Genomic DNA, 17,728 nt, shown 5'->3' with positions numbered 1-17,728 from the left:
CGCCTTACGGGCGCGTCCAGAGATAGCGCGCGTCCGGTTCCTTTTCTTCGTTGCCGGCACCGTCGGTTTCCTCGACGAGCGCAAACCCCCGCGCTTCGTAAAGGCGTCGCGCCCTCGCATTGCGCTGAAAGGTCCAGAGCTGCAGGCGCTCGGAGGCGCGTTTCGCGACATCGAGCAATTCGGTGCCAATGCCCCGCCCCTGCGCCTCCGGCAGTACATATAGTTGTTCGATCCAGTCGTCATGGAAGGCGATCATGCCCGTTATGACGTCGCGATCGAAAGTGCCCCAAAGCATACAAGTCTTGAACATCCGCTCGCGGTAAAACCACCGGTCTTCGTCAGGGGTATGCAGTCCGGTGAGCCAAGCCAGCGCGTGGTCGAAGGCGAGCCGGTGAACGCGCGCCGCGGCGTCCATATCATCGAGTTCGAGCTGCCTAATACTCAATCCCGAACTCATCATAGAGCCGGCGGAACACCGCGGGCAGCACTTCCGGCAAGTCTTCCGCGATCAGGCCCGGTCCCGCCTCGCGCGCGGCCTCGCCGTGCATCCAGACGCCGATGCAGGCGGCCTCGAACGCCGGGGCGCCTTGCGCCAGCATCCCTGCGATCATGCCGGCCAGCACGTCGCCGGCGCCGGCGGTGGCGAGCCAGGGCGGCGCGTTGGAGGCGATGCTGGCGCGCCCGCCGGGCGACGCCACCACCGTATCCGGTCCCTTCAGCAGCACGACCGCGCCGGAACGTTCGGCGGCGTCGCGCACCCGCTCCAGTTTGGAGCGGCCGGGATGCTTGTTGCTGATGTCGCTGAACAGGCGCGGAAACTCGCCCTCATGCGGGGTCAGGACGACGTGGGCGTCCCCGGCAGCCCTGATCTGCTCAAACAACCGCTCGGGCGCTTCGGCAAAACTCGTCAGCGCATCGGCGTCGAGCACGACGCCGCGTTTCGCCGACAGCGCGGTGCGGACGAGATCGCGCGTCCGGGCGCTGACGCCGGCGCCTGGCCCCAGCACGATGGAATTGAGCCGCCTGTCGTCGAGCAGTTCGGCAAACTGGATCACGTTGTCGATCGCGCGCACCATGACCGCCGTCAGCGCCGCGGCATTGACCGCGAGCGCGTCGCGCGGCGAGGCTACGGTCACCAGCCCGGCACCCGCCCGCAGCGCACCGCGCGCCGCAAGCCGCGCCGCCCCGGTCGATGCCAGTTCCCCCGACAGCACGACGGTATGGCCGCGAGCATATTTGTGGCCGTCGATGTCAGGCACGGGGAAGGATTTCTGCCAGCTCTGCGGAACGGTCTCGAACGTCTGCGGCCGGATTTCCTCGAGCACGCCCGGATCGATGCCGATATCGGCGACGCGGACCCGGCCGCAGTGCTTGCGCCCCGGCATCAACAGATGCGCCGGCTTGCGGCGGAAGAAGGTCACGGTCTCCACGGCGTTGATCGCAGCGCCCATCACGGCGCCGGAGGTGCCGTTGATCCCGCTCGGCAGGTCAACCGCGAGCACCGGCGCGCCGTTGGCGTTGACCGCCTCGATCACCTCAAGCGGATCGCCCTTGATGGGCCGATTGAGGCCGGCGCCGAACAGCGCATCAATGATCAGCGCGGGTTTGCCGATCGCCTGCGGGTTGAACGGCAGCACCGGATATTTCCAGCCGCGCGCAGCGAGTGCGGCATCGCCCTGCAGGCTGTCGCGCTCACATAGCAGGATGACCGAGACGTCACGGCCGCGCGCGGCGAGTTCGGCGGCCGCCACGAAACCATCGCCGCCATTGTTGCCACGGCCGGCGACCACCACGATCGGGCCTTCCTCGACGAGATCCATCGCGGCCTCCGCCACGGCCTGCCCTGCACTCATCATCAGCGCGAAGCCGGGCGTGCCGGCCGCGATCGTCAGCCGGTCGGCACGTTCCATCTCAGTCGTGGTCAAAACTTCCATGCCGAATCCTCGATCCGTCAGCCTTTTCTGGAGGCATATCGCCGTTGCCCCCTCGGCCCGCGCCACCTCTCCTGCCCACAAATTGATCTGTTTGCCTATTTTACGGGCTTCGGTATCATGCCGCGTCCGGCGCAACCTCTTTCACCTGCCTGTTAAAAGTCTGATAACGTTCCGAAATCAGCCGCATTAACAACTTGGCATAGACCCTGCTTTTGAGGAAGCCGGTTGGAAAACCGAGCTCACGATCGTCGCAGTTCGCGGCAATTATGAGCAATCCGGCTTTTGCCGGAAGCAAGGATCAAACCAGACGGCGCCTCGCGCGACATCGAAGCTACTGCAATTTGGAAATGCCCGGGAGGCGCTCAGTGAAGAAGATTGAAGCCATCATCAAGCCGTTCAAGCTCGACGAGGTGAAAGAGGCGCTTCAGGAGGTCGGACTGCAGGGTATCACGGTCACCGAAGCCAAGGGTTTCGGCCGGCAGAAGGGACACGCCGAACTCTATCGCGGTGCGGAATACATCGTCGACTTCCTGCCCAAGGTGAAAATCGAGATCGTGATTTCGGACGAACTGGTCGAGAAGGCGATCGATGCAATCCGCCGCGCCGCCCAGACCGGGCGCATCGGCGACGGCAAAATCTTCGTCTCCAACATCGAGGAAGCGATCCGGATCAGAACCGGAGAATCCGGGCTGGACGCTATCTAAGCCGGGTGCTATCCGAATTTTGCGACTGAAAAACAAGAAAAGGGCTGCCTCGGCGGCCCGATTTCGTTCGCGATACCTCAACCGATCGTCTGCGAAGTCTCGTTGTCGCTAGATTCCTGGAAACCGTCCCGCAGCCAAAAGAGGTATTCATGAAGACCGCCAAAGACGTCCTGAAATCGATCAAGGACAACGACGTAAAATACGTCGACCTGCGCTTCACCGATCCGCGCGGCAAGTGGCAGCACGTGACCTTCGACGTCAGCATGATCGAAGAAGATACCTTTGCTGAAGGCCAGATGTTCGACGGTTCCTCGATCGCCGGCTGGAAGGCGATCAATGAATCCGACATGTGCCTGATGCCCGACCCCGTGACCGCGACGATCGACCCGTTCTTCGCCGAGACCACCATGGTCATCGTCTGCGACGTGCTGGAACCGACCACCGGCGAGCCCTACAACCGCGACCCCCGCGGCATCGCCAAGAAGGCCGAGGCGATGGTGAAATCGTCTGGTGTCGGCGACACCGTGTTCTTCGGCCCCGAGGCCGAGTTCTTCGTGTTCGACGACGTGCGCTACCAGACCACGCCCTACAACACCGGCTTCAAGCTCGACTCCTCGGAACTGCCGATCAATTCGGACACCGAATATGAAGGCGGCAACCTCGGTCACCGCATCCGCACCAAGGCCGGCTACTTCCCCGTGCCGCCGCAGGACTCGGTGCAGGACATGCGCTCGGAAATGCTCGGCGCGATGGCCAAGATGGGCGTCAAGGTCGAAAAGCATCACCACGAGGTCGCTTCCGCCCAGCACGAGCTCGGCATGAAGTTCGACACCATGACGCTGATGGCCGACCAGATGCAGATCTACAAATACTGCATCCACCAGGTCGCCCACATCTACGGCAAGACCGCCACCTTCATGCCGAAGCCGGTCTATGGCGACAACGGCTCGGGCATGCACTGCCACCAGTCGATCTGGAAGGACGGCAAGCCGGTGTTCGCCGGCAACAAATACGCCGACCTCTCCGAGATCTGCCTGCACTACATTGGCGGCATCATCAAGCACGCGAAAGCGATCAACGCCTTCACCAACCCGTCGACCAATTCCTACAAGCGCCTGGTCCCGGGCTATGAAGCCCCCGTGCTGCTCGCCTACTCCGCGCGCAACCGCTCGGCCTCCTGCCGCATTCCCTACACGGCAAACCCGAAGGCCAAGCGCGTCGAAGTCCGCTTCCCCGACCCGATGGCCAACCCCTATCTCGGCTTCGCCGCGATGCTGATGGCCGGCCTTGACGGCATCAAGAACAAGATCGATCCGGGTCCTGCGATGGACAAGGACCTCTACGACCTGCCGAAGGAAGAGCTGAAGCAGATCCCGACGGTGTGCGGCTCACTCCGCGAGGCGCTGGAAAATCTCGACAAGGACCGCGCCTTCCTCAAGAACGGCGGCGTGTTCGACGATGACTTCATCGACAGCTTCATCGAGCTCAAGATGACCGAAGTCGAGCGTTTTGAGATGACCCCGCACCCGGTCGAGTTCGAGATGTATTATTCGCAGTGATCTCGCGCGGCGCTCGCGCCGCCCGGTTCACCGTCGAACAAGCGAAAGGCGCTCCTTGCGGGGGGCGCCTTTTGTTTTTGCGAAGGAAAGTCAGGCGTTTCGGCCGCCCTGTTCGCGTGCTCATACGGCCGAAATGCCGCCGCGAATTCTGCTCATATGGCCCGGAAACCTGTTTTACCCGCCTGTAAGGCCCTCATGGCCCGGGACGCGACCTGGAACAGGAACCTCGCCATGCGCGTTGAGGGGGTCCACCAGAATGCGTCGACGGAGGGACGCCCATGAACAAAGCAACCCTGAATAGAACAGCATTGAATAGTCTCGCAACCACATGCGCCGCCCTGGCGCTCGCCCTCGCCATGGCGCCGGCCACCGCTCAGGACACCGGGCGGACGAGGGTCGGCACGCTCACCTGCAACATAGCGCCCGGTGTCGGCCTCGTTGTCGGGGGACAGCGGCAACTGAGCTGCATCTATGCCTCGGCGAGAGGCAGGGCGCGCGACGCTTATGAGGGCACCGTCAGCACGCTTGGCCTCGACATCGGTGCCACGACCGGCGGCCAGATGGCCTGGGCGGTTTTTGCGCCGACCACGTTGGGCCGGGGGGCATTGGCGGGAACCCATACGGGTGCGACCGCCGGCGGCACGGTCGGCGCCGGAGCGAGTGCCAACGTCCTGGTTGGAGGCCCGGACCGCAGGGTCATCATGCAGCCGGCATCCGTGCAGGGGCAGACGGGCGTGAATATTGCGGCAGGCGTATCCACACTGGAGCTGCGGCCGGCCGCTGCGCCCGCACGTCGTGCCCGGTGACGACATCATCGCTGGTGAACCAGTGGAAAATCTCGACAAGGACCGCGCCTTCCTCAAGCATGGCGGCGTGTTCGACGACGACTTCATCGAAACTGAAGATGACCGAAGTCGAGCGCTTTGAGATGACCCCGCACCTGGTCGAGTCTGAGATGTATTGTTCGCCGTGATCGCCGGCGGATTTTCCACCGGCACACTGGCCGACAAATGCGAAAGGCGCTCCTTGTGGGGCGCCTTTTGCTTTTGTGGCGGTCATTTCTGCTCTTGCTCAAAGCAAATTGGGCTTCCGCGTGATCTTGCGGTTCCCAAATCCCATTGAAACCAAGACTTCTCCCAAATCGTGGCGGCGATTGTCGCTTTTAGACCTCGCTAGCCGGGTACCGGTCCATGAGAACAATAAGAGGCGGCATCCCCCAATGGCGACAAAAGACGGTTTCCAGCCAGATCGTTCTCCTATCTTTCTCTCCGAGTATGCGGAAAAAACCGAGCCGCTGGATATCGGGAAGACTTGGGACATAGGGGTTATCTCGTCGCGAATCTTGAAGACGAGCATTTGGGCTGTAACGGCGACAGCGATCGGCATCGCGATCCTGTCGGTGGGAGATCCAGTCGCGCTCGTTGAGAACGTCACGGCTACGTGGGTCGAAAAACCCGCGCCTCAGCCTGACGCCGCTCCGTCGGTGCCAGCAATTCAATCGATCGCCGGCACTCAGGATTTGCCGACGACGACAAGCGACGACGCGCCGGCGCGCGACGAAATTGCTGCAGCTTTTGAACCTGCCGATCAGAAACAAACCGAGATCGGTCAGCCGCCAGCCGAAGCCTTGTTGAAGGAATTCGAAGCCTGGGCGGCCAAGGAAGATTCACGGGCACAGGTCGCGCCCGTACAGCCCGCGCAAGCTGCCCCAGTGCAGGTTGCGCAAGATGCCCCAGTTCAGGCCCAGCCAACGAAAAAACATCGACGGGCCCGGTCCGTGCACAATGCGCGAGCAGAGAGCCGAACCCAGCGAAATCATCGAGCAAGGGTCCAGGAAGAGCAAAATGCACGGGTCGAGGTCCCGGCCGTACCGGACGCCCGAACACAGGCGCCGTCAGCGCAAAATGCCCAGACACCGTCGCTCCTGCAAAGCCTGGGTTTGCGTTAATGCAGCGTCAAAGCAATCGCGCTTCGCCACGGCCTGCGATGCAGCAAGCGTAGATCCTATGGGGTGGCAGGTGGTCAGGGGGTAAGTTGAGTTTGCGACCACCCACTCACCCAGAGGATCCACGATGTGCACAGATCACGCTGACACACCCGCCGGCTGCAAGTATGCCACAGTTTACGTTGCTTTCGAACTGAGCAAGGCGAAATGGCAGCTAGGCATCATGCTGCCCGGTACCGAGAAGATGAGCCGTTACCGGATTGACGGTGGCGACTTGGCGGCGTTGGCAGCTTTGCTGGTCAAGGCTCGATCGAAGGCGGAGCAGACGGGGAAGCTGGTTCGTATTCTGTCGTGCTATGAAGCCGGTCTCGACGGTCATTGGCTGCACCGCTGGCTGGCCGACAACGAGGTGCTCAATCACGAGATCGATGCGTCGAGCATCGAGGTGAACCGGCGGGCACGGCGGGCCAAGACCGATCGGATCGACTTGGCGCAGTTGATGCGCTCGTTTCTGGCTTACCTGCGCGGCGAACCGCGGGTTTGCAGCATGGTTCGGGTTCCCACGCCTGAGGACGAGGATCGCAAGCGGCGTACGCGCGAGCGCGAGCGGCTGCTGCAGGAGCGCACCGGGCACAGCAACCGGATCAAGGGGCTGCTGCATGGCCAGGGCATCCGCGATGTCATGCCCCTGAAGCCGGGCTTCTTGGCGAGTCTGGATGCGATGCGTACCGGCGATGGCCGCGTTCTGCCGCCACGGCTGAAGGACGAGATCCGTCGCGAGCATGAGCGGCTGGTATTGGTGCACAAGCAGATCACGGGGCTCGAGGCAGCGAATGCGGCCGCGCATCGGACCCCGGCAAAGGACTCGGCAGAGGCGAAGGCGGTTCAGCTTGCCCAACTCAAGGCGATTGGCCCGCACATCGCCCAGCTCCTGGCCAACGAGGTCTTCTACCGTGACTTTAAGAACCGCCGTCAGCTCGGCAGCTGCGTCGGACTAACCGACGTGCCCTACGACAGCGGCGCCCGCCGTCGACAACAGGGCATCAGCAAAGCTGGCAACCGCCGTGCGCGAACCACCGCAATCGAGCTCGCCTGGCTGTGGCTGAGGCATCAGCCCGACACCGAGCTGAGCCGCTGGTTCCGCGAGCGGGTTGGTAACCTCAAGGGCCGCATCCGCAAGATCGCCATCGTGGCGCTGGCGCGCAAGCTGATGGTGGCCTTCTGGCGCTATCTGGAGACCGGCCTCGTGCCGAGTGGCGCCGTCATGCGTCCGAGCTTTTAAGCAACGCCGGTGCGCCAATGACGACCGACGTGACCCAGGACAGACGTGTGACCGAACCCGGGCTTGGGTCTTCGGATTCCGCTTTCGTAGATGGGTCCCGTCTCTTCTGGGCCTTACCTTCACCCGTGCATGAAAGATCAGGGTTCGGGCCACCACACCCGACCGGATACAAGTTGATGCGGTGTTGGCCGCATAACGACGTCACGGCCCAGTCCCGGACATCACGTCAAGCCGTCAATCGCGCGCCTCGAAACGTCCCGATCCGAAAGCTTTGCTCCGGCCTCGCCACCGTCAAGGCCGCTCCGCGCCGCCTCCGGCGGTGGCCTGCGGCCAACCTTGACGGTGGCTGCGTCCGGCGCAGCGGCTATCCATCGGGATCAAAGGGCGCATCGCCCTCCACCGAACATGCCAAAGGCAAAGCCATGCCCTGATCGATCAATCCCCTTGACAACTACTACCCCATACAAGCCCGGGTGTGCGCAGCGACATCAGGGACGATATCGAGAGAGTACGCGCTGCATTTGATTTTCCTGCGGTGCTGGCGTCAAGTTGCGCAGATTCATCTTTGCGCAGCGACGGTGGCAAAAGAGCCGTTCACCGGGGAGCGCACGAAGCAGGCCGTAAAGCCATTGCGCAGGGAAGGCCGGAGTGTTTCCGCTGAACCTGCTCGTGTGCGTTTTCTTATGCGCAAATGGCACGCGAGATCGCGGCTGCAGCGCGCACCCGGTCTTCCCCGCGCCCCTCTGAACAAGATGGGCGGGAAATTTTAGGCAAACCTCGGGCAGTACATGTCGCGAGAGCGCGAACGCATATTCAGTTGTCATTCCCCAGTGCGCAATTGCGCACCTGAGGGCGCCCGAAGCGCCAGCCCGGAATCCATCGAGCCGCAGACCAGGTGGTGAAATGGATTCCGGGCCTGCGCCAGCTCAGACGCCGCAGATCTTCTCAAACGCCAAAGGTCTTCGCATAGCGCGCCTTGATCTCCTCGCTTTGCGCCTGCACCTGGGCGGGGTCGGCCTTGAGCAGTTTCAGGCTGGAAAGCGGAACGTGCTCGCCCTTCTCCTTGACCTGCCCATGGAACGAGCGGTGCGCGAAGACATCGACCAGCATCTGCTGTGCCTCGGCGCTGAAGAAGAAGCTCTGGAAAAGCCTTGCCGCATTCGGATTTGGCGCGCTGCGGAAAATCCCCGAGGGAACGATGATCAGCGGCGAACCTTCGGCAGGATACACCACCTCGACCGGTTTGCCCTGATCCTTCAGGAGCACCAGGTTATAGTCGTTACCATCGGCCATGACGGCGCGCTCACCGAGCAGGATCTTCTTGGGCGGATCGGCGGCCGACTGTACTTGCATGATCTTTTGCCGTGCCAGTTTTTCCAGATACGGCCAGCCGAGGTCGCGCGCCAGCAGGAAGGTCGCGGTCAGGATGGCGCCGCTATAGCCGGGATGGGCCTTGACCATCTTGCCCGTCCATTTCGGGTCGAGCAGGTCGGCATAGCTTTTCGGCGCCTCCTCGCGCTTGACGAGATTGGTGTTGTAGCCGATCGCTTCGGTCCAGGCACAGGACGTCGCGTACATGCCGTCCGGGTCGATATGATCGGCCGGAAAATGCTGCGCCACCTCGCGCGGAAGGTAAGGCGCCAGCCAGTCGTTCTTCTTCCATTCGAGATAATGCGCGGGATCGGTCGAGTTGGCGACGTCGACGGCCTTGATGCCGCTGCCCTGCTCTTGCCCGATGCGCTGAAAAATCCGCTCCGCGCCGGAGCGCTCGACCCGCACGGCAATGCCAGGATATTTCGCCTCAAAAGTCCGCGCCAGACGTTCGGCGGTATTAAGTTCAAGCGCCGAATAAAACGAAAGCTTGCCCTCCTTCGCAGCGGCCTCGATCAGGGCCGGCGTCACGTCCTCCGCCGACGGCGCCGCGGCCTTCAGCGGCGCGGCCAATAGGAGGCTTGCAGCGGAAGCCGTCGATGCCTTCAGCAGGTCGCGTCTCGACCAATGGCGGTCCCGCATCGCATCCTCCCGGTACTGAGGCCGTTGACCGGCCATGCTGTTGTGCAAGACGATAGCAGAAATGACAGGGCGCGCTTCAACTATCACGTCGTGAGAATGCGAAACTATATCCACCGTCATTGCCTGCGACAAACGCCAAGCGTTTGCGCAAGGGGGCGAAGCGACCGAAACAATCCATCTCGCCGCGAAGGAAGGATGCATTGCTTCGCGGAGGCTGTCATCGGGCGCGCATTCGCGCGACCCGTTGGCTCGCATGACGTGGATAGTTCGTGATCCGGCCTGTTTTCACTTGTCGGGCAAATCACCAAAAGTCTGTCCAGCCCTTTGCGCAAAAATATTCTGCTTTCGTTCTCACCCAAATCAGCCGCATAACTCCGCCCGTCTCACCCGATTGAGGGGCGGCTCGCGATCGTCACGAACGTGCGGTGAGATGCGATGGACGCTGATGGCGCGCTAGACGTACGCGCCGGAGGCGTACGGCGAAGTCGTGTGGTTCGGGCGCCGCGGTGCTGGCGTTAAGTTGGCGGGAAGTGTCCCGCTGGCGACGGAGGCAACAGAGCCGTTCTCCGGGAAGAGCACGAAGTAAGCCGTAAAGCCATTGCGCAGGGAAGGCCGGAATGCTCCCGCTGCCCTGTATGCTCGTGTGCAGTTTTGTTTGCGCAAATCGCACGCGAGACCGCGGGTGCAGCAAGCACCCGGTCTTCCCTGCGCCCTCTGAACGAGAGGGTACAGTTCAAGTGCAAACCTCGGACGCAATGCGCCGCGAGATCGCGTAATCATGTCAGTTGGTAGTTTGAAAATTGAGGCGCGCTACTTCCATCCCGTCGTCCCGGACAAGCGAAGCGCGATCTCAGATGTGCAATTGCACGTCGGGGACTCATACGCCGCGGCGGATGTCGTCTTGGAAGGCTGGTCGACGGCTTTTCTTCAACAACTCACATTTATGGTGGACGACAAACATGATCGTTCACGGTGCCTACGCCGCCCGCTTGTGCGCCTTGAGCGCCGCACCGAACGCTTCGAACAGCTTTCGGTTGATCGGGTTGCGCTGCGGGTCGTACTCGGCGTGCCACTGGACACCGAGCGCAAAGCTCGCCGCGTCTGCGATCCGGATCGCTTCGATGGTGCCGTCTTCGGCGATGCCTTCGATGACGATGCGCTGGCCGGGTTCGAGGATGCCCTGCCCGTGCAGCGAATTCACCCGAATGGTCTCGCAGCCGAGCAGGTTTGCAAACGTGCCGCCGGGCGTCAGGTGGACGTCGTGGCGGTCGGCGAATACGACTGTCGGGTCGGGATGGATTTCGCCGTTCTCCAGCCGCGGCATGCGGTGGTTCATGCGGCCGGGGATCTCGCGGATTTCCGGGTGCAGCGAGCCGCCGAAGGCGACGTTCATCTCCTGCAGGCCGCGGCAGATGCCGAAGATCGGCACGCCGCGGGCGACGCAGGCCTCCGCCAGCGCCAGCGCGACGTCGTCGCGGTGGATGTCGTAGGGCTCGTGCTTCTCATGCGGTTCGGTCTTGAAGCGGGTGGGATGAACATTGGCGCGAGCGCCGGTCAGGATCACTCCGTCGACGACATCGAGCAGCGCACCGATGTCGGTAATTTCGGGCGAGCCTGCAAACATCAGCGGCAGCGCCCCCGCCACGTCAGTGACCGCGCGCAAATTGCGCTCTCCGACCATCTGGGTCTGGAAACGATTTTCGACGCGATAGGCGTTCCCGATCACCCCGACCACGGGCCGTCTCATCGGAAAAAATCCGCTGTCATCGTCCTGTGCAAGGATATTCCGGGTTGGGCCATGATTGCGCAGGATAATGCCTGCGGCGCGGCTGCGGATCAATATCCGCAGAGCTTCAGCGGAGCTGCCCTGCTATTTTCGCGTGAAAGCCTCCCCGGCGTCGATCGCCTCGACCCCGGGCAAACCCGCCGCCCGCAGCGCCGCAGCCGCCGAATCGCCGGCGCCACTGAGCCACGGCAATTTCGCCTGGATTCCGCGCGTCGCCGGCTCGCCCAGCATGCCGCCGAAATCGAGCGGCCAGTATCCGTTCGGCACGACTTCGGCGGTGATCGCGTGGAGACGATAGCCCTTGCCGAGCACCGTTTCGACATCGTCGGGCGGCACTACCCGTGCGGTGCCGGGCGCGGCCGGATCGGCAAAGCTGACAAGCACCGGGACCAGTTCGCCCTTGACCGGCACGATTCCAGTCAACCGGCTCATCTCGCTGAACGGCACGCGCTTGCCGGCGGCCGCGTTGTAGGCGCGCAGGGCCACGTAATTCATGTCGTCAAGGACGAGCTTGTTGTCGACATGCGCGAGCAGCGCGACGAGGTTCTTGCCCAGCCCGAGCTCGACGAAAACGGCCTCGCCGAGGGTGCGGGTCTGGCCGCGGCGGGTGTAGCTGCGATCGGGATGGACGGCCATCACGCCGGAGGCCGATCGCTGCCCCAGCGGCGTTTCGACCTCGACCGTCAGGCGATATTTGTGGGCCGGCCGGTTGATCCTGATCTGGTCGCCGATCACGAGCGCCGCCAGGAGCGCAAGCGGGCCGAACCATTTGAAATTCATCTCGTCCTCACCGGCCCGCCATATCAGATTCACTCACCGCTTGGCATACCGGGTGCGGCAGCGTCAAACCAGCGCGTGCGCGCCCGCTTGATCCCGGCGATGTTTTGGCCAAAGACTGCCCGGGCAATGTCTCGCGAGAAGGAATCAACGTGACAGGTGACAATCGCCTTCAGGCCCGCGGCGATCTGGCGTGGGCGATATCGGTCGGCGGCATCGGCGTCGTGCTGTTCACCGCCCTGCTCGCGTTCACCTGGCACTTCGCCGCGACGCTGTTTCTGATATTTTCCGGCGTCCTGCTCGGCGTCGCCCTCAATGCCATGAGCAACCTGCTCGGGCGCGTCGTGCGGCTGCCGCATGCGCTGCGGCTGACGGTCGTCTGCCTGATGGTCGCGGGCATGCTGTCGGGCATCGTCTTTCTCGGCGGCACCACGATCGCCCAGCAGACCACCGCGTTGAGCAACACGCTCAAATCGCAACTCGTCAACGTCAAGGGCTTTCTGGAAAGGAACGGCATCGACACGAGTTTCTTCGACTTCGGCACCCTGTCCTCGCAATCGGATGATGCCGCACCGGCGACCTCAAGCGCGGCGCCAGCAGCCTCGAGCGCAACGCCAACGCCCCACGCGCTTCCCAGCGCCGGCACGATTGCGGCCAGCGGCGGGGCGATCTTCAGCCAGAGCCTGAAACTGATCCTGGGTACCGCCAGCGCAGTCGGAAACTTTTTCATCGTGCTGTTTCTGGGAATAGCCTTCGCGACCCAGCCTGGCGTCTACCGCGACGGACTGCTGTTCATGGCGCCGGCCAGACACCGCACGAGCGCCGTCGCGATCGTCGACCGGATCGGGGAGACGCTGGAGCGCTGGCTGATCGCGCAGATCATCACCATGGTCGCGGTGTTTCTGGTGACCTGGATCGGACTTTCGATCATCGGCATCCAGAGCTCGTTCATCCTGGGCATTCAGGCAGGGCTTCTCGCCTTTATCCCGACGGTGGGCGCCATCCTCGGCGGCCTGATCGTGGTGCTGGCGAGTCTTGCCTCGGGATGGGTCGCTGCTCTCTCCGCCTTCATCCTGTTTCTCGGCGTGCACGCGCTGGAAAGCTACGTGCTGACGCCGATCATCCAGCGCCAGGCGCTGGACATTCCACCCGCGACGCTGTTTGCGTTCCAGATCCTGCTCGGCGTCGTGTTCGGGATCTGGGGGCTGGCGCTCGCGCTGCCGCTGATGGCGATCACCAAGGTGATGATCGACCATTTCAAGGCGGAAGCGATGCCTGCCGCGATCACGGCCGGCTGATGGCTTCAGTCCGCCGTGGTCAACACCGTCTCGGTGTGCTCGACCTCGGGAGGAGCAGCAAAATACTGCCCGACCAAAGCGCGCCAGGCGGTGAAGTCTTCGGAGCCGCGAAAATCCACGGTGTGGTTTTCCAGCGTCTCCCATTGCGCCATCAGCCGGTAACGCTGCGGCTTCTCGATCGATTTGTGCAGCTCGAACCCCTTGCCGCCCCTGGCGCGCAGGAACAGCGGGCGGGCCTTGGCGACGGCCGCTTCAAAATCCTTCTCGGTGCCCGGCTTGACGTCGATTTGTGCGATTTCGGTGATCATTCGGATTACGCCTTCCCATGAGAGTTGCCGTGTCTAACCCAGCCGCCCAAAAAGCAAAAGACAGATGCATATGCGTTGCTGCGATGCAGGGTGGCGGCGTTCGATGCCGTAAGCGTGAGGAAATCGCGCGAGTGACATGCTCCCGCCGCAACCTGGTCTGGTGTAGGCTTGCGCCAAACAACGAGCGACAAGCTCACGGTCACGGGGAGAGAAACCATGAATCTCGGTCGGATCCTGTTCTCCTTCACCCTGGCTGCGGCGATTAGTGTGCTCGGCTCGATGAAAGCGCCATCGCATGCGCAACAGCCGGCGGCCGTCGCCATCGACAGTGACGATATCGGCGGCGTGGTGCTCGGACCGAACGGGCCGGAGGCAGGCGTCTGGGTGATTGCGGAAACGAATGAGTTGCCGACAAAATTCGCCAAGATCGTCGTCACCGACGACCAGGGCCGCTATGTGATCCCGGACCTGCCGCCGAACGTCAACTACGCCGTCTGGGTGCGCGGCTACGGGCTGGTGGATTCGCCCAAGCTGCGCGCCAAGCCCGGCCAGCAGGTCAATCTTGCGGCAGTCCCGGCGCCGAACGAGGCGGCAGCGGCCCATTATTACTCGGCGATCTACTGGTACACGATGATGAAGATTCCGCCGGCAAAGGATTTCGGCGGGACGACCGACATCCCGAAAGAGATCACGCAGGACATCTGGCGCCAGCGGATGAACAATGTCGACTGCATCGGCTGCCATCAGCTCGGCCAGGAATCCACGCGCACGATCCCGGGCGCGTTCGGCGAAATCAAATCGGGCGAGGAAGCCTGGATGCGCCGCGTCTCCTCGGGCCAGACCGGGGAATGGATGGTGAACCGGCTGGCGGGCCAGCTTGGCGGCGTGCCGTTCAAGTATTTCGGCGACTGGACCGACCGGGTCGCCAAGGGCGAACTGCCGAAGTCCAAACCGCCGCGGCCGACAGGCATCGAGCGCAACGTCGTCATCTCGTCGTGGGAATGGGCGACCGAGAAACATTTCGTCCACGATCTGATTTCCTCGGACCGGCGCAATCCGACGGTCAACGCCTACGGCCCGCTTTACGGCGCGAACGAATACTCGTCCGACGACATGCCGATCCTCGATCCGAAGACGCACAAGGTGACGTTCTCAAAGATGCCGGTCGCCGATCCCAATGCGCCGGAATCGTTCGGCCCGCCGCTCCATGGCACCGCGGTGCTCAATCCGGTCAGCCCCTCGGCCTATTGGGGCGAAGAGAAGATCTGGAGCCAGCGGGCCAACAATCACAACAGCATGCTCGACAAGAAGGGCCGCGTCTGGCTGGCGGCGGCGGTGCGCGGCATCGAAAATCCGGCTTACTGCCGGAAGGGTTCGGACCACCCGTCGGCCAAGGCGTTTCCGCTCGAACGATCGGGACGGCAAGTGACGGTGTTCGATCCCAAGACCCAGAAGTACAGCTTCATCGATACCTGCTTCGGCACCCATCACCCGCAGTTCGGCTACGATGCCGATGACACGCTTTGGACGTCGGGGACCGGACCGGTCGCCGGCTGGATCAACACCAGGCTATGGGACGAAACCGGCGACGCCATCAAGGCGCAGGGCTGGGCGCCGTTCGTTCTCGATACCAACGGCAACGGCAAGGTCGACGAATACACCGAGCCGGGCAAGCCGGCAGAGGCAGACAAGGACATGCGGATCGCGGGCTCGGGCCCCTACGCCGTGATGCCGCATCCGACCGACGGCTCGGTCTGGTACACCGTCAACGTGTTCGTCGGCCAACCCGGCTTCATGCGCTTCGATCCCAAGACCAAACTCTCGGAATTCTACGCCATTCCGAAGGAAGGCATCGGCGTCCGCGGCGGAGACATCGACAAGAACGGCGTGCTCTGGGGCTCGGGCTCGAACGGCAGCCTGATCCGCTTCGATCGTAGCAAGTGCAAGAACCCGCTGAACGGACCGAACGCGACCGGCAACCACTGCCCGGAGGGCTTCTCCTATTTCAAATATCCTGGCCCCGGCTTCGAAGGGTTCGAGAGCTCGAGCGCGGAGGCCAGCTACTATACCTGGGTCGATCACCACAACACGGTCGGCCTCGGTGAAAACATCCCGATCTCTACCGCCAACCTCAACGACGGCTTCGTTGCCTTCAAGGACGGCCAGATGGTGATGCTGCGCATCCCCTATCCGCTCGGCTTTTTCGCCAAGGGCCTCGACGGGCGCATCGACGATCCGGGCGCGGGCTGGAAAGGCCGCGGGCTGTGGAGTTCGAGCGGCGACCGCACACCCTGGCTGATGGAAGGCGGCAAGGGCTCAAAGCCGCGGGCGGTGCATATTCAGATACGCCCCGATCCGTTGGCGAAATAAAGGATCAGCAGCTAGCCGAACAGCAGCACCGCGCCGGCTACCATCAGTGCACAGCCGATGAACATGATGGCAGGCCAGCGCATTCTGCGCTGATCATAACGCCCCTGCGCACGGCGCTCCGTGATGAGCGCCATCTCGAATTCTTCCGAGGTCGAGAACCGGCAGGCAAAACCGCCACGGGCGGAGGCTGCGGCCGCTTCGAGCGACATCAGGGCAGCCTGCGGGTTTCGTCTGCGTGTGGAATCCATGCCGCAGATGATATGGACGGAATGGTAAACGGGAGGTTACCGCGCGTCGTTTCCGCTGTGATCGCCGCCGAAAGCGACAGATCAAGCTCCGCAGATATCGCCTTGTTCGGTCGAAGCGTTCAGGTCGCAGCCGTCACCTGGCGCGGCGACGCCGCGCGGCCCGCAGTCTTGCGCCGCCAGTTCTCCAGCGACAGCGGCAGCTCTTCGGCGGCCTCGACCCGGTTACGGCCACCGCGCTTGGCCTGATAGAGCGCGGTATCGGCCGCCGCCAGCAACACGTCGAGCTCCGTGCCGGCCGGACCGCCGGCGACGCCGATGCTGACGGTGGTGTCGACCGGACCTTGCTCGCAGACAATATTGGACGCCTCGAACGCCTCGCGCACGCGCTCGGCCACGATCACGCCCTCGTCGAGCGAACACGCCAACAACGCCGCGAACTCCTCGCCGCCGATCCGCCCCGACAGGTCGCTGATGCGCAAATTGCTGACCACGACGGTGGAGAACAGTTTGAGGATCTCGTCGCCCGCGGGATGGCCGAAGCGGTCGTTGATGCTCTTGAAATGATCGATGTCGAAAATCATCACCGTGACAGGCCGCCCTGCGACCGCCTCGCGTTCGATCACCCGATTGCAGGCTTCCGAAAAACCGCGGCGGTTCAGCATTCCGCTCAGGGGATCGACGGACGCCGCGGTCTTGTGCACCGTCACGGCGCGGTCCGACACCAGCATGAAGATGACGAACACCGTGCCGATCGCGTACAAAATCAACTCGATCGAGAACGCCGTCACCCAGATGCTGCTGGTGAAGGTTTCGTCATGCGGGCGCAGGAGGCTGCCGAGCAGGATCGGCAGCGCCAGCACGCAACCATGCATCACGGGCACCGCAATCGTCGGCCAGCGCTTGTGCATCGTCCGCCGCCGTTCGCTCCACAATTCCGAAGCCGTCAGCCCCGCATAGATTGCGACGATCGCCGCACCGGCGATCAGCCGCATGGCGGGATTCAACGATGGCAGAGCCAGCACCGTGCCGACCCAGACGATCGCGCCAAAGGACAGCCCCGGCAGATTGGGCTTGCGGCCGTGGAATACGCGCGAAGCGCTCCAGACCATGCCGCAGGCCACGAAGCCGAGCGCATGCAGCGCCAGCAACAGCGGCTCGCCGAGTGTGGCGCCGCCGATAGTCCAGACTGCTACCGACGATGCGCCAAGCAGATAGGCCGTCCCCCACCACTTCAAGGCTGGAATGTTTTCCTGCCTGCCGAACAGCACCAGCATGGCCCCGAGCATGCCTGCGACCATGGTGGCAAACAGATATAACGTGGAAGTATCAAACGACATGGGCTCACCCGAACGCGTGTGATGCAACTTGTTCGGCGCACACTGAAATGCAATTTCGCGCCATTCCAAAATGGACACTAGAAGTGCCGTGTTCCAATTCCGTTTGCGCGGGTAAGCAAGTTTTCACGAAAATCCGTGGTAACCCATCACTAAATAGTAAGCAAAAA

The 17,728-nt window shown here is 62.9% G+C and carries 15 protein-coding genes and 1 pseudogene; 8 read left to right on the top strand and 8 right to left on the bottom strand.

Translation table 11 applies throughout. The features are described from left to right. Window positions 1–4: 4 nt before the first annotated feature. Window positions 5–457 (bottom strand): GNAT family N-acetyltransferase, encoded by a 453-nt coding sequence (locus V1288_RS26105; protein WP_334359766.1) that lies wholly within the window; start codon window positions 455–457, stop codon window positions 5–7. After that, window positions 435–1,934 (bottom strand): NAD(P)H-hydrate dehydratase, encoded by a 1,500-nt coding sequence (locus V1288_RS26100; protein WP_334359765.1) that lies wholly within the window; start codon window positions 1,932–1,934, stop codon window positions 435–437. The genes V1288_RS26105 and V1288_RS26100 overlap by 23 nt, the downstream gene beginning before the upstream one ends. 365 nt (window positions 1,935–2,299) lie before the next feature. On the opposite strand from V1288_RS26100, the gene V1288_RS26095 reads away from it, so the two are divergent. The 6 genes and pseudogenes from V1288_RS26095 (at window position 2,300) to V1288_RS26070 (ending at window position 7,424) form a co-directional block, all read left to right on the top strand. After that, the gene (locus tag V1288_RS26095) at window positions 2,300–2,638 is read left to right on the top strand and encodes a P-II family nitrogen regulator (RefSeq protein WP_027537227.1); all 339 of its coding nucleotides are present in this window, start codon (window positions 2,300–2,302) and stop codon (window positions 2,636–2,638) included. Window positions 2,639–2,787: 149 nt separating this feature from the next. Then, window positions 2,788–4,197, top strand: coding sequence for a type I glutamate--ammonia ligase (gene glnA, locus V1288_RS26090; protein WP_334359764.1), 1,410 nt, complete (start codon window positions 2,788–2,790; stop codon window positions 4,195–4,197). Between the two features lie 278 nt (window positions 4,198–4,475). Further along, window positions 4,476–5,003, top strand: a complete 528-nt coding sequence (locus V1288_RS26085) for a DUF992 domain-containing protein (protein ID WP_334359763.1) — start codon at window positions 4,476–4,478, stop codon at window positions 5,001–5,003. A 16-nt stretch (window positions 5,004–5,019) separates the two neighbouring features. Then, window positions 5,020–5,170: pseudogene (gene glnA / locus V1288_RS26080) on the top strand (glutamine synthetase); the annotation flags it as partial. Window positions 5,171–5,416: 246 nt separating this feature from the next. Beyond that, complete coding sequence (locus V1288_RS26075; RefSeq protein WP_334359762.1) at window positions 5,417–6,145, top strand: hypothetical protein; 729 nt, start codon at window positions 5,417–5,419, stop codon at window positions 6,143–6,145. A gap of 124 nt (window positions 6,146–6,269) precedes the next feature. Then, window positions 6,270–7,424: an IS110 family transposase gene (locus V1288_RS26070; RefSeq protein WP_334359761.1), complete on the top strand. Its 1,155-nt coding sequence runs from the start codon at window positions 6,270–6,272 to the stop codon at window positions 7,422–7,424. 945 nt (window positions 7,425–8,369) lie between these two features. On the opposite strand, the gene V1288_RS26065 is transcribed toward V1288_RS26070, so the two are convergent. From V1288_RS26065 to V1288_RS26055, 3 genes are all read right to left on the bottom strand, one after another. After that, window positions 8,370–9,437: an extracellular solute-binding protein gene (locus V1288_RS26065; RefSeq protein ID WP_334359760.1), complete on the bottom strand. Its 1,068-nt coding sequence runs from the start codon at window positions 9,435–9,437 to the stop codon at window positions 8,370–8,372. Between the two features lie 976 nt (window positions 9,438–10,413). Next, window positions 10,414–11,184, bottom strand: coding sequence for a gamma-glutamyl-gamma-aminobutyrate hydrolase family protein (locus tag V1288_RS26060; protein ID WP_334359759.1), 771 nt, complete (start codon window positions 11,182–11,184; stop codon window positions 10,414–10,416). Window positions 11,185–11,307: 123 nt separating this feature from the next. Further along, the gene (locus V1288_RS26055) at window positions 11,308–12,003 is read right to left on the bottom strand and encodes a hypothetical protein (RefSeq protein WP_334359758.1); all 696 of its coding nucleotides are present in this window, start codon (window positions 12,001–12,003) and stop codon (window positions 11,308–11,310) included. A gap of 143 nt (window positions 12,004–12,146) precedes the next feature. On the opposite strand from V1288_RS26055, the gene V1288_RS26050 reads away from it, so the two are divergent. Further along, window positions 12,147–13,298: an AI-2E family transporter gene (locus tag V1288_RS26050; RefSeq protein ID WP_334361405.1), complete on the top strand. Its 1,152-nt coding sequence runs from the start codon at window positions 12,147–12,149 to the stop codon at window positions 13,296–13,298. 5 nt (window positions 13,299–13,303) lie between these two features. On the opposite strand, the gene V1288_RS26045 is transcribed toward V1288_RS26050, so the two are convergent. Continuing rightward, complete coding sequence (locus V1288_RS26045; RefSeq protein WP_334359757.1) at window positions 13,304–13,606, bottom strand: antibiotic biosynthesis monooxygenase family protein; 303 nt, start codon at window positions 13,604–13,606, stop codon at window positions 13,304–13,306. A gap of 216 nt (window positions 13,607–13,822) precedes the next feature. Between V1288_RS26045 and V1288_RS26040 the strand changes: the two genes are divergently transcribed. Beyond that, window positions 13,823–15,976: a carboxypeptidase regulatory-like domain-containing protein gene (locus V1288_RS26040; RefSeq protein ID WP_334359756.1), complete on the top strand. Its 2,154-nt coding sequence runs from the start codon at window positions 13,823–13,825 to the stop codon at window positions 15,974–15,976. Between the two features lie 11 nt (window positions 15,977–15,987). On the opposite strand, the gene V1288_RS26035 is transcribed toward V1288_RS26040, so the two are convergent. After that, window positions 15,988–16,224, bottom strand: a complete 237-nt coding sequence (locus tag V1288_RS26035; protein WP_334359755.1) for a hypothetical protein — start codon at window positions 16,222–16,224, stop codon at window positions 15,988–15,990. A 119-nt stretch (window positions 16,225–16,343) separates the two neighbouring features. Then, a complete protein-coding gene (locus tag V1288_RS26030; RefSeq protein WP_334359754.1) occupies window positions 16,344–17,561 on the bottom strand; it encodes a GGDEF domain-containing protein in 1,218 nt (405 codons plus the stop codon). Window positions 17,562–17,728: the final 167 nt, after the last annotated feature.

This window comes from Bradyrhizobium sp. AZCC 2176, assembly GCF_036924645.1.
Lineage (GTDB): Bacteria > Pseudomonadota > Alphaproteobacteria > Rhizobiales > Xanthobacteraceae > Bradyrhizobium.
Note: the sequence above shows the minus strand (reverse complement) of the source record. Positions and strands in the feature narration are given on the sequence as shown.

What these genes read in the sequence shown, in the direction of transcription:
- V1288_RS26035 (WP_334359755.1), bottom strand. Translation starts at nt 16,224, where the DNA reads ATGGATTCCACACGCAGACGAAACCCGCAGGCTGCCCTGATGTCGCTC.
- V1288_RS26065 (WP_334359760.1), bottom strand. Translation starts at nt 9,437, where the DNA reads ATGCGGGACCGCCATTGGTCGAGACGCGACCTGCTGAAGGCATCGACG.
- V1288_RS26060 (WP_334359759.1), bottom strand. Translation starts at nt 11,184, where the DNA reads ATGAGACGGCCCGTGGTCGGGGTGATCGGGAACGCCTATCGCGTCGAA.
- V1288_RS26085 (WP_334359763.1), top strand. Translation starts at nt 4,476, where the DNA reads ATGAACAAAGCAACCCTGAATAGAACAGCATTGAATAGTCTCGCAACC.
- V1288_RS26100 (WP_334359765.1), bottom strand. Translation starts at nt 1,934, where the DNA reads ATGGAAGTTTTGACCACGACTGAGATGGAACGTGCCGACCGGCTGACG.
- V1288_RS26040 (WP_334359756.1), top strand. Translation starts at nt 13,823, where the DNA reads ATGAATCTCGGTCGGATCCTGTTCTCCTTCACCCTGGCTGCGGCGATT.
- V1288_RS26105 (WP_334359766.1), bottom strand. Translation starts at nt 457, where the DNA reads ATGAGTTCGGGATTGAGTATTAGGCAGCTCGAACTCGATGATATGGAC.
- V1288_RS26055 (WP_334359758.1), bottom strand. Translation starts at nt 12,003, where the DNA reads ATGAATTTCAAATGGTTCGGCCCGCTTGCGCTCCTGGCGGCGCTCGTG.
- V1288_RS26045 (WP_334359757.1), bottom strand. Translation starts at nt 13,606, where the DNA reads ATGATCACCGAAATCGCACAAATCGACGTCAAGCCGGGCACCGAGAAG.
- glnA (WP_334359764.1), top strand. Translation starts at nt 2,788, where the DNA reads ATGAAGACCGCCAAAGACGTCCTGAAATCGATCAAGGACAACGACGTA.
- V1288_RS26070 (WP_334359761.1), top strand. Translation starts at nt 6,270, where the DNA reads ATGTGCACAGATCACGCTGACACACCCGCCGGCTGCAAGTATGCCACA.
- V1288_RS26030 (WP_334359754.1), bottom strand. Translation starts at nt 17,561, where the DNA reads ATGTCGTTTGATACTTCCACGTTATATCTGTTTGCCACCATGGTCGCA.
- V1288_RS26075 (WP_334359762.1), top strand. Translation starts at nt 5,417, where the DNA reads ATGGCGACAAAAGACGGTTTCCAGCCAGATCGTTCTCCTATCTTTCTC.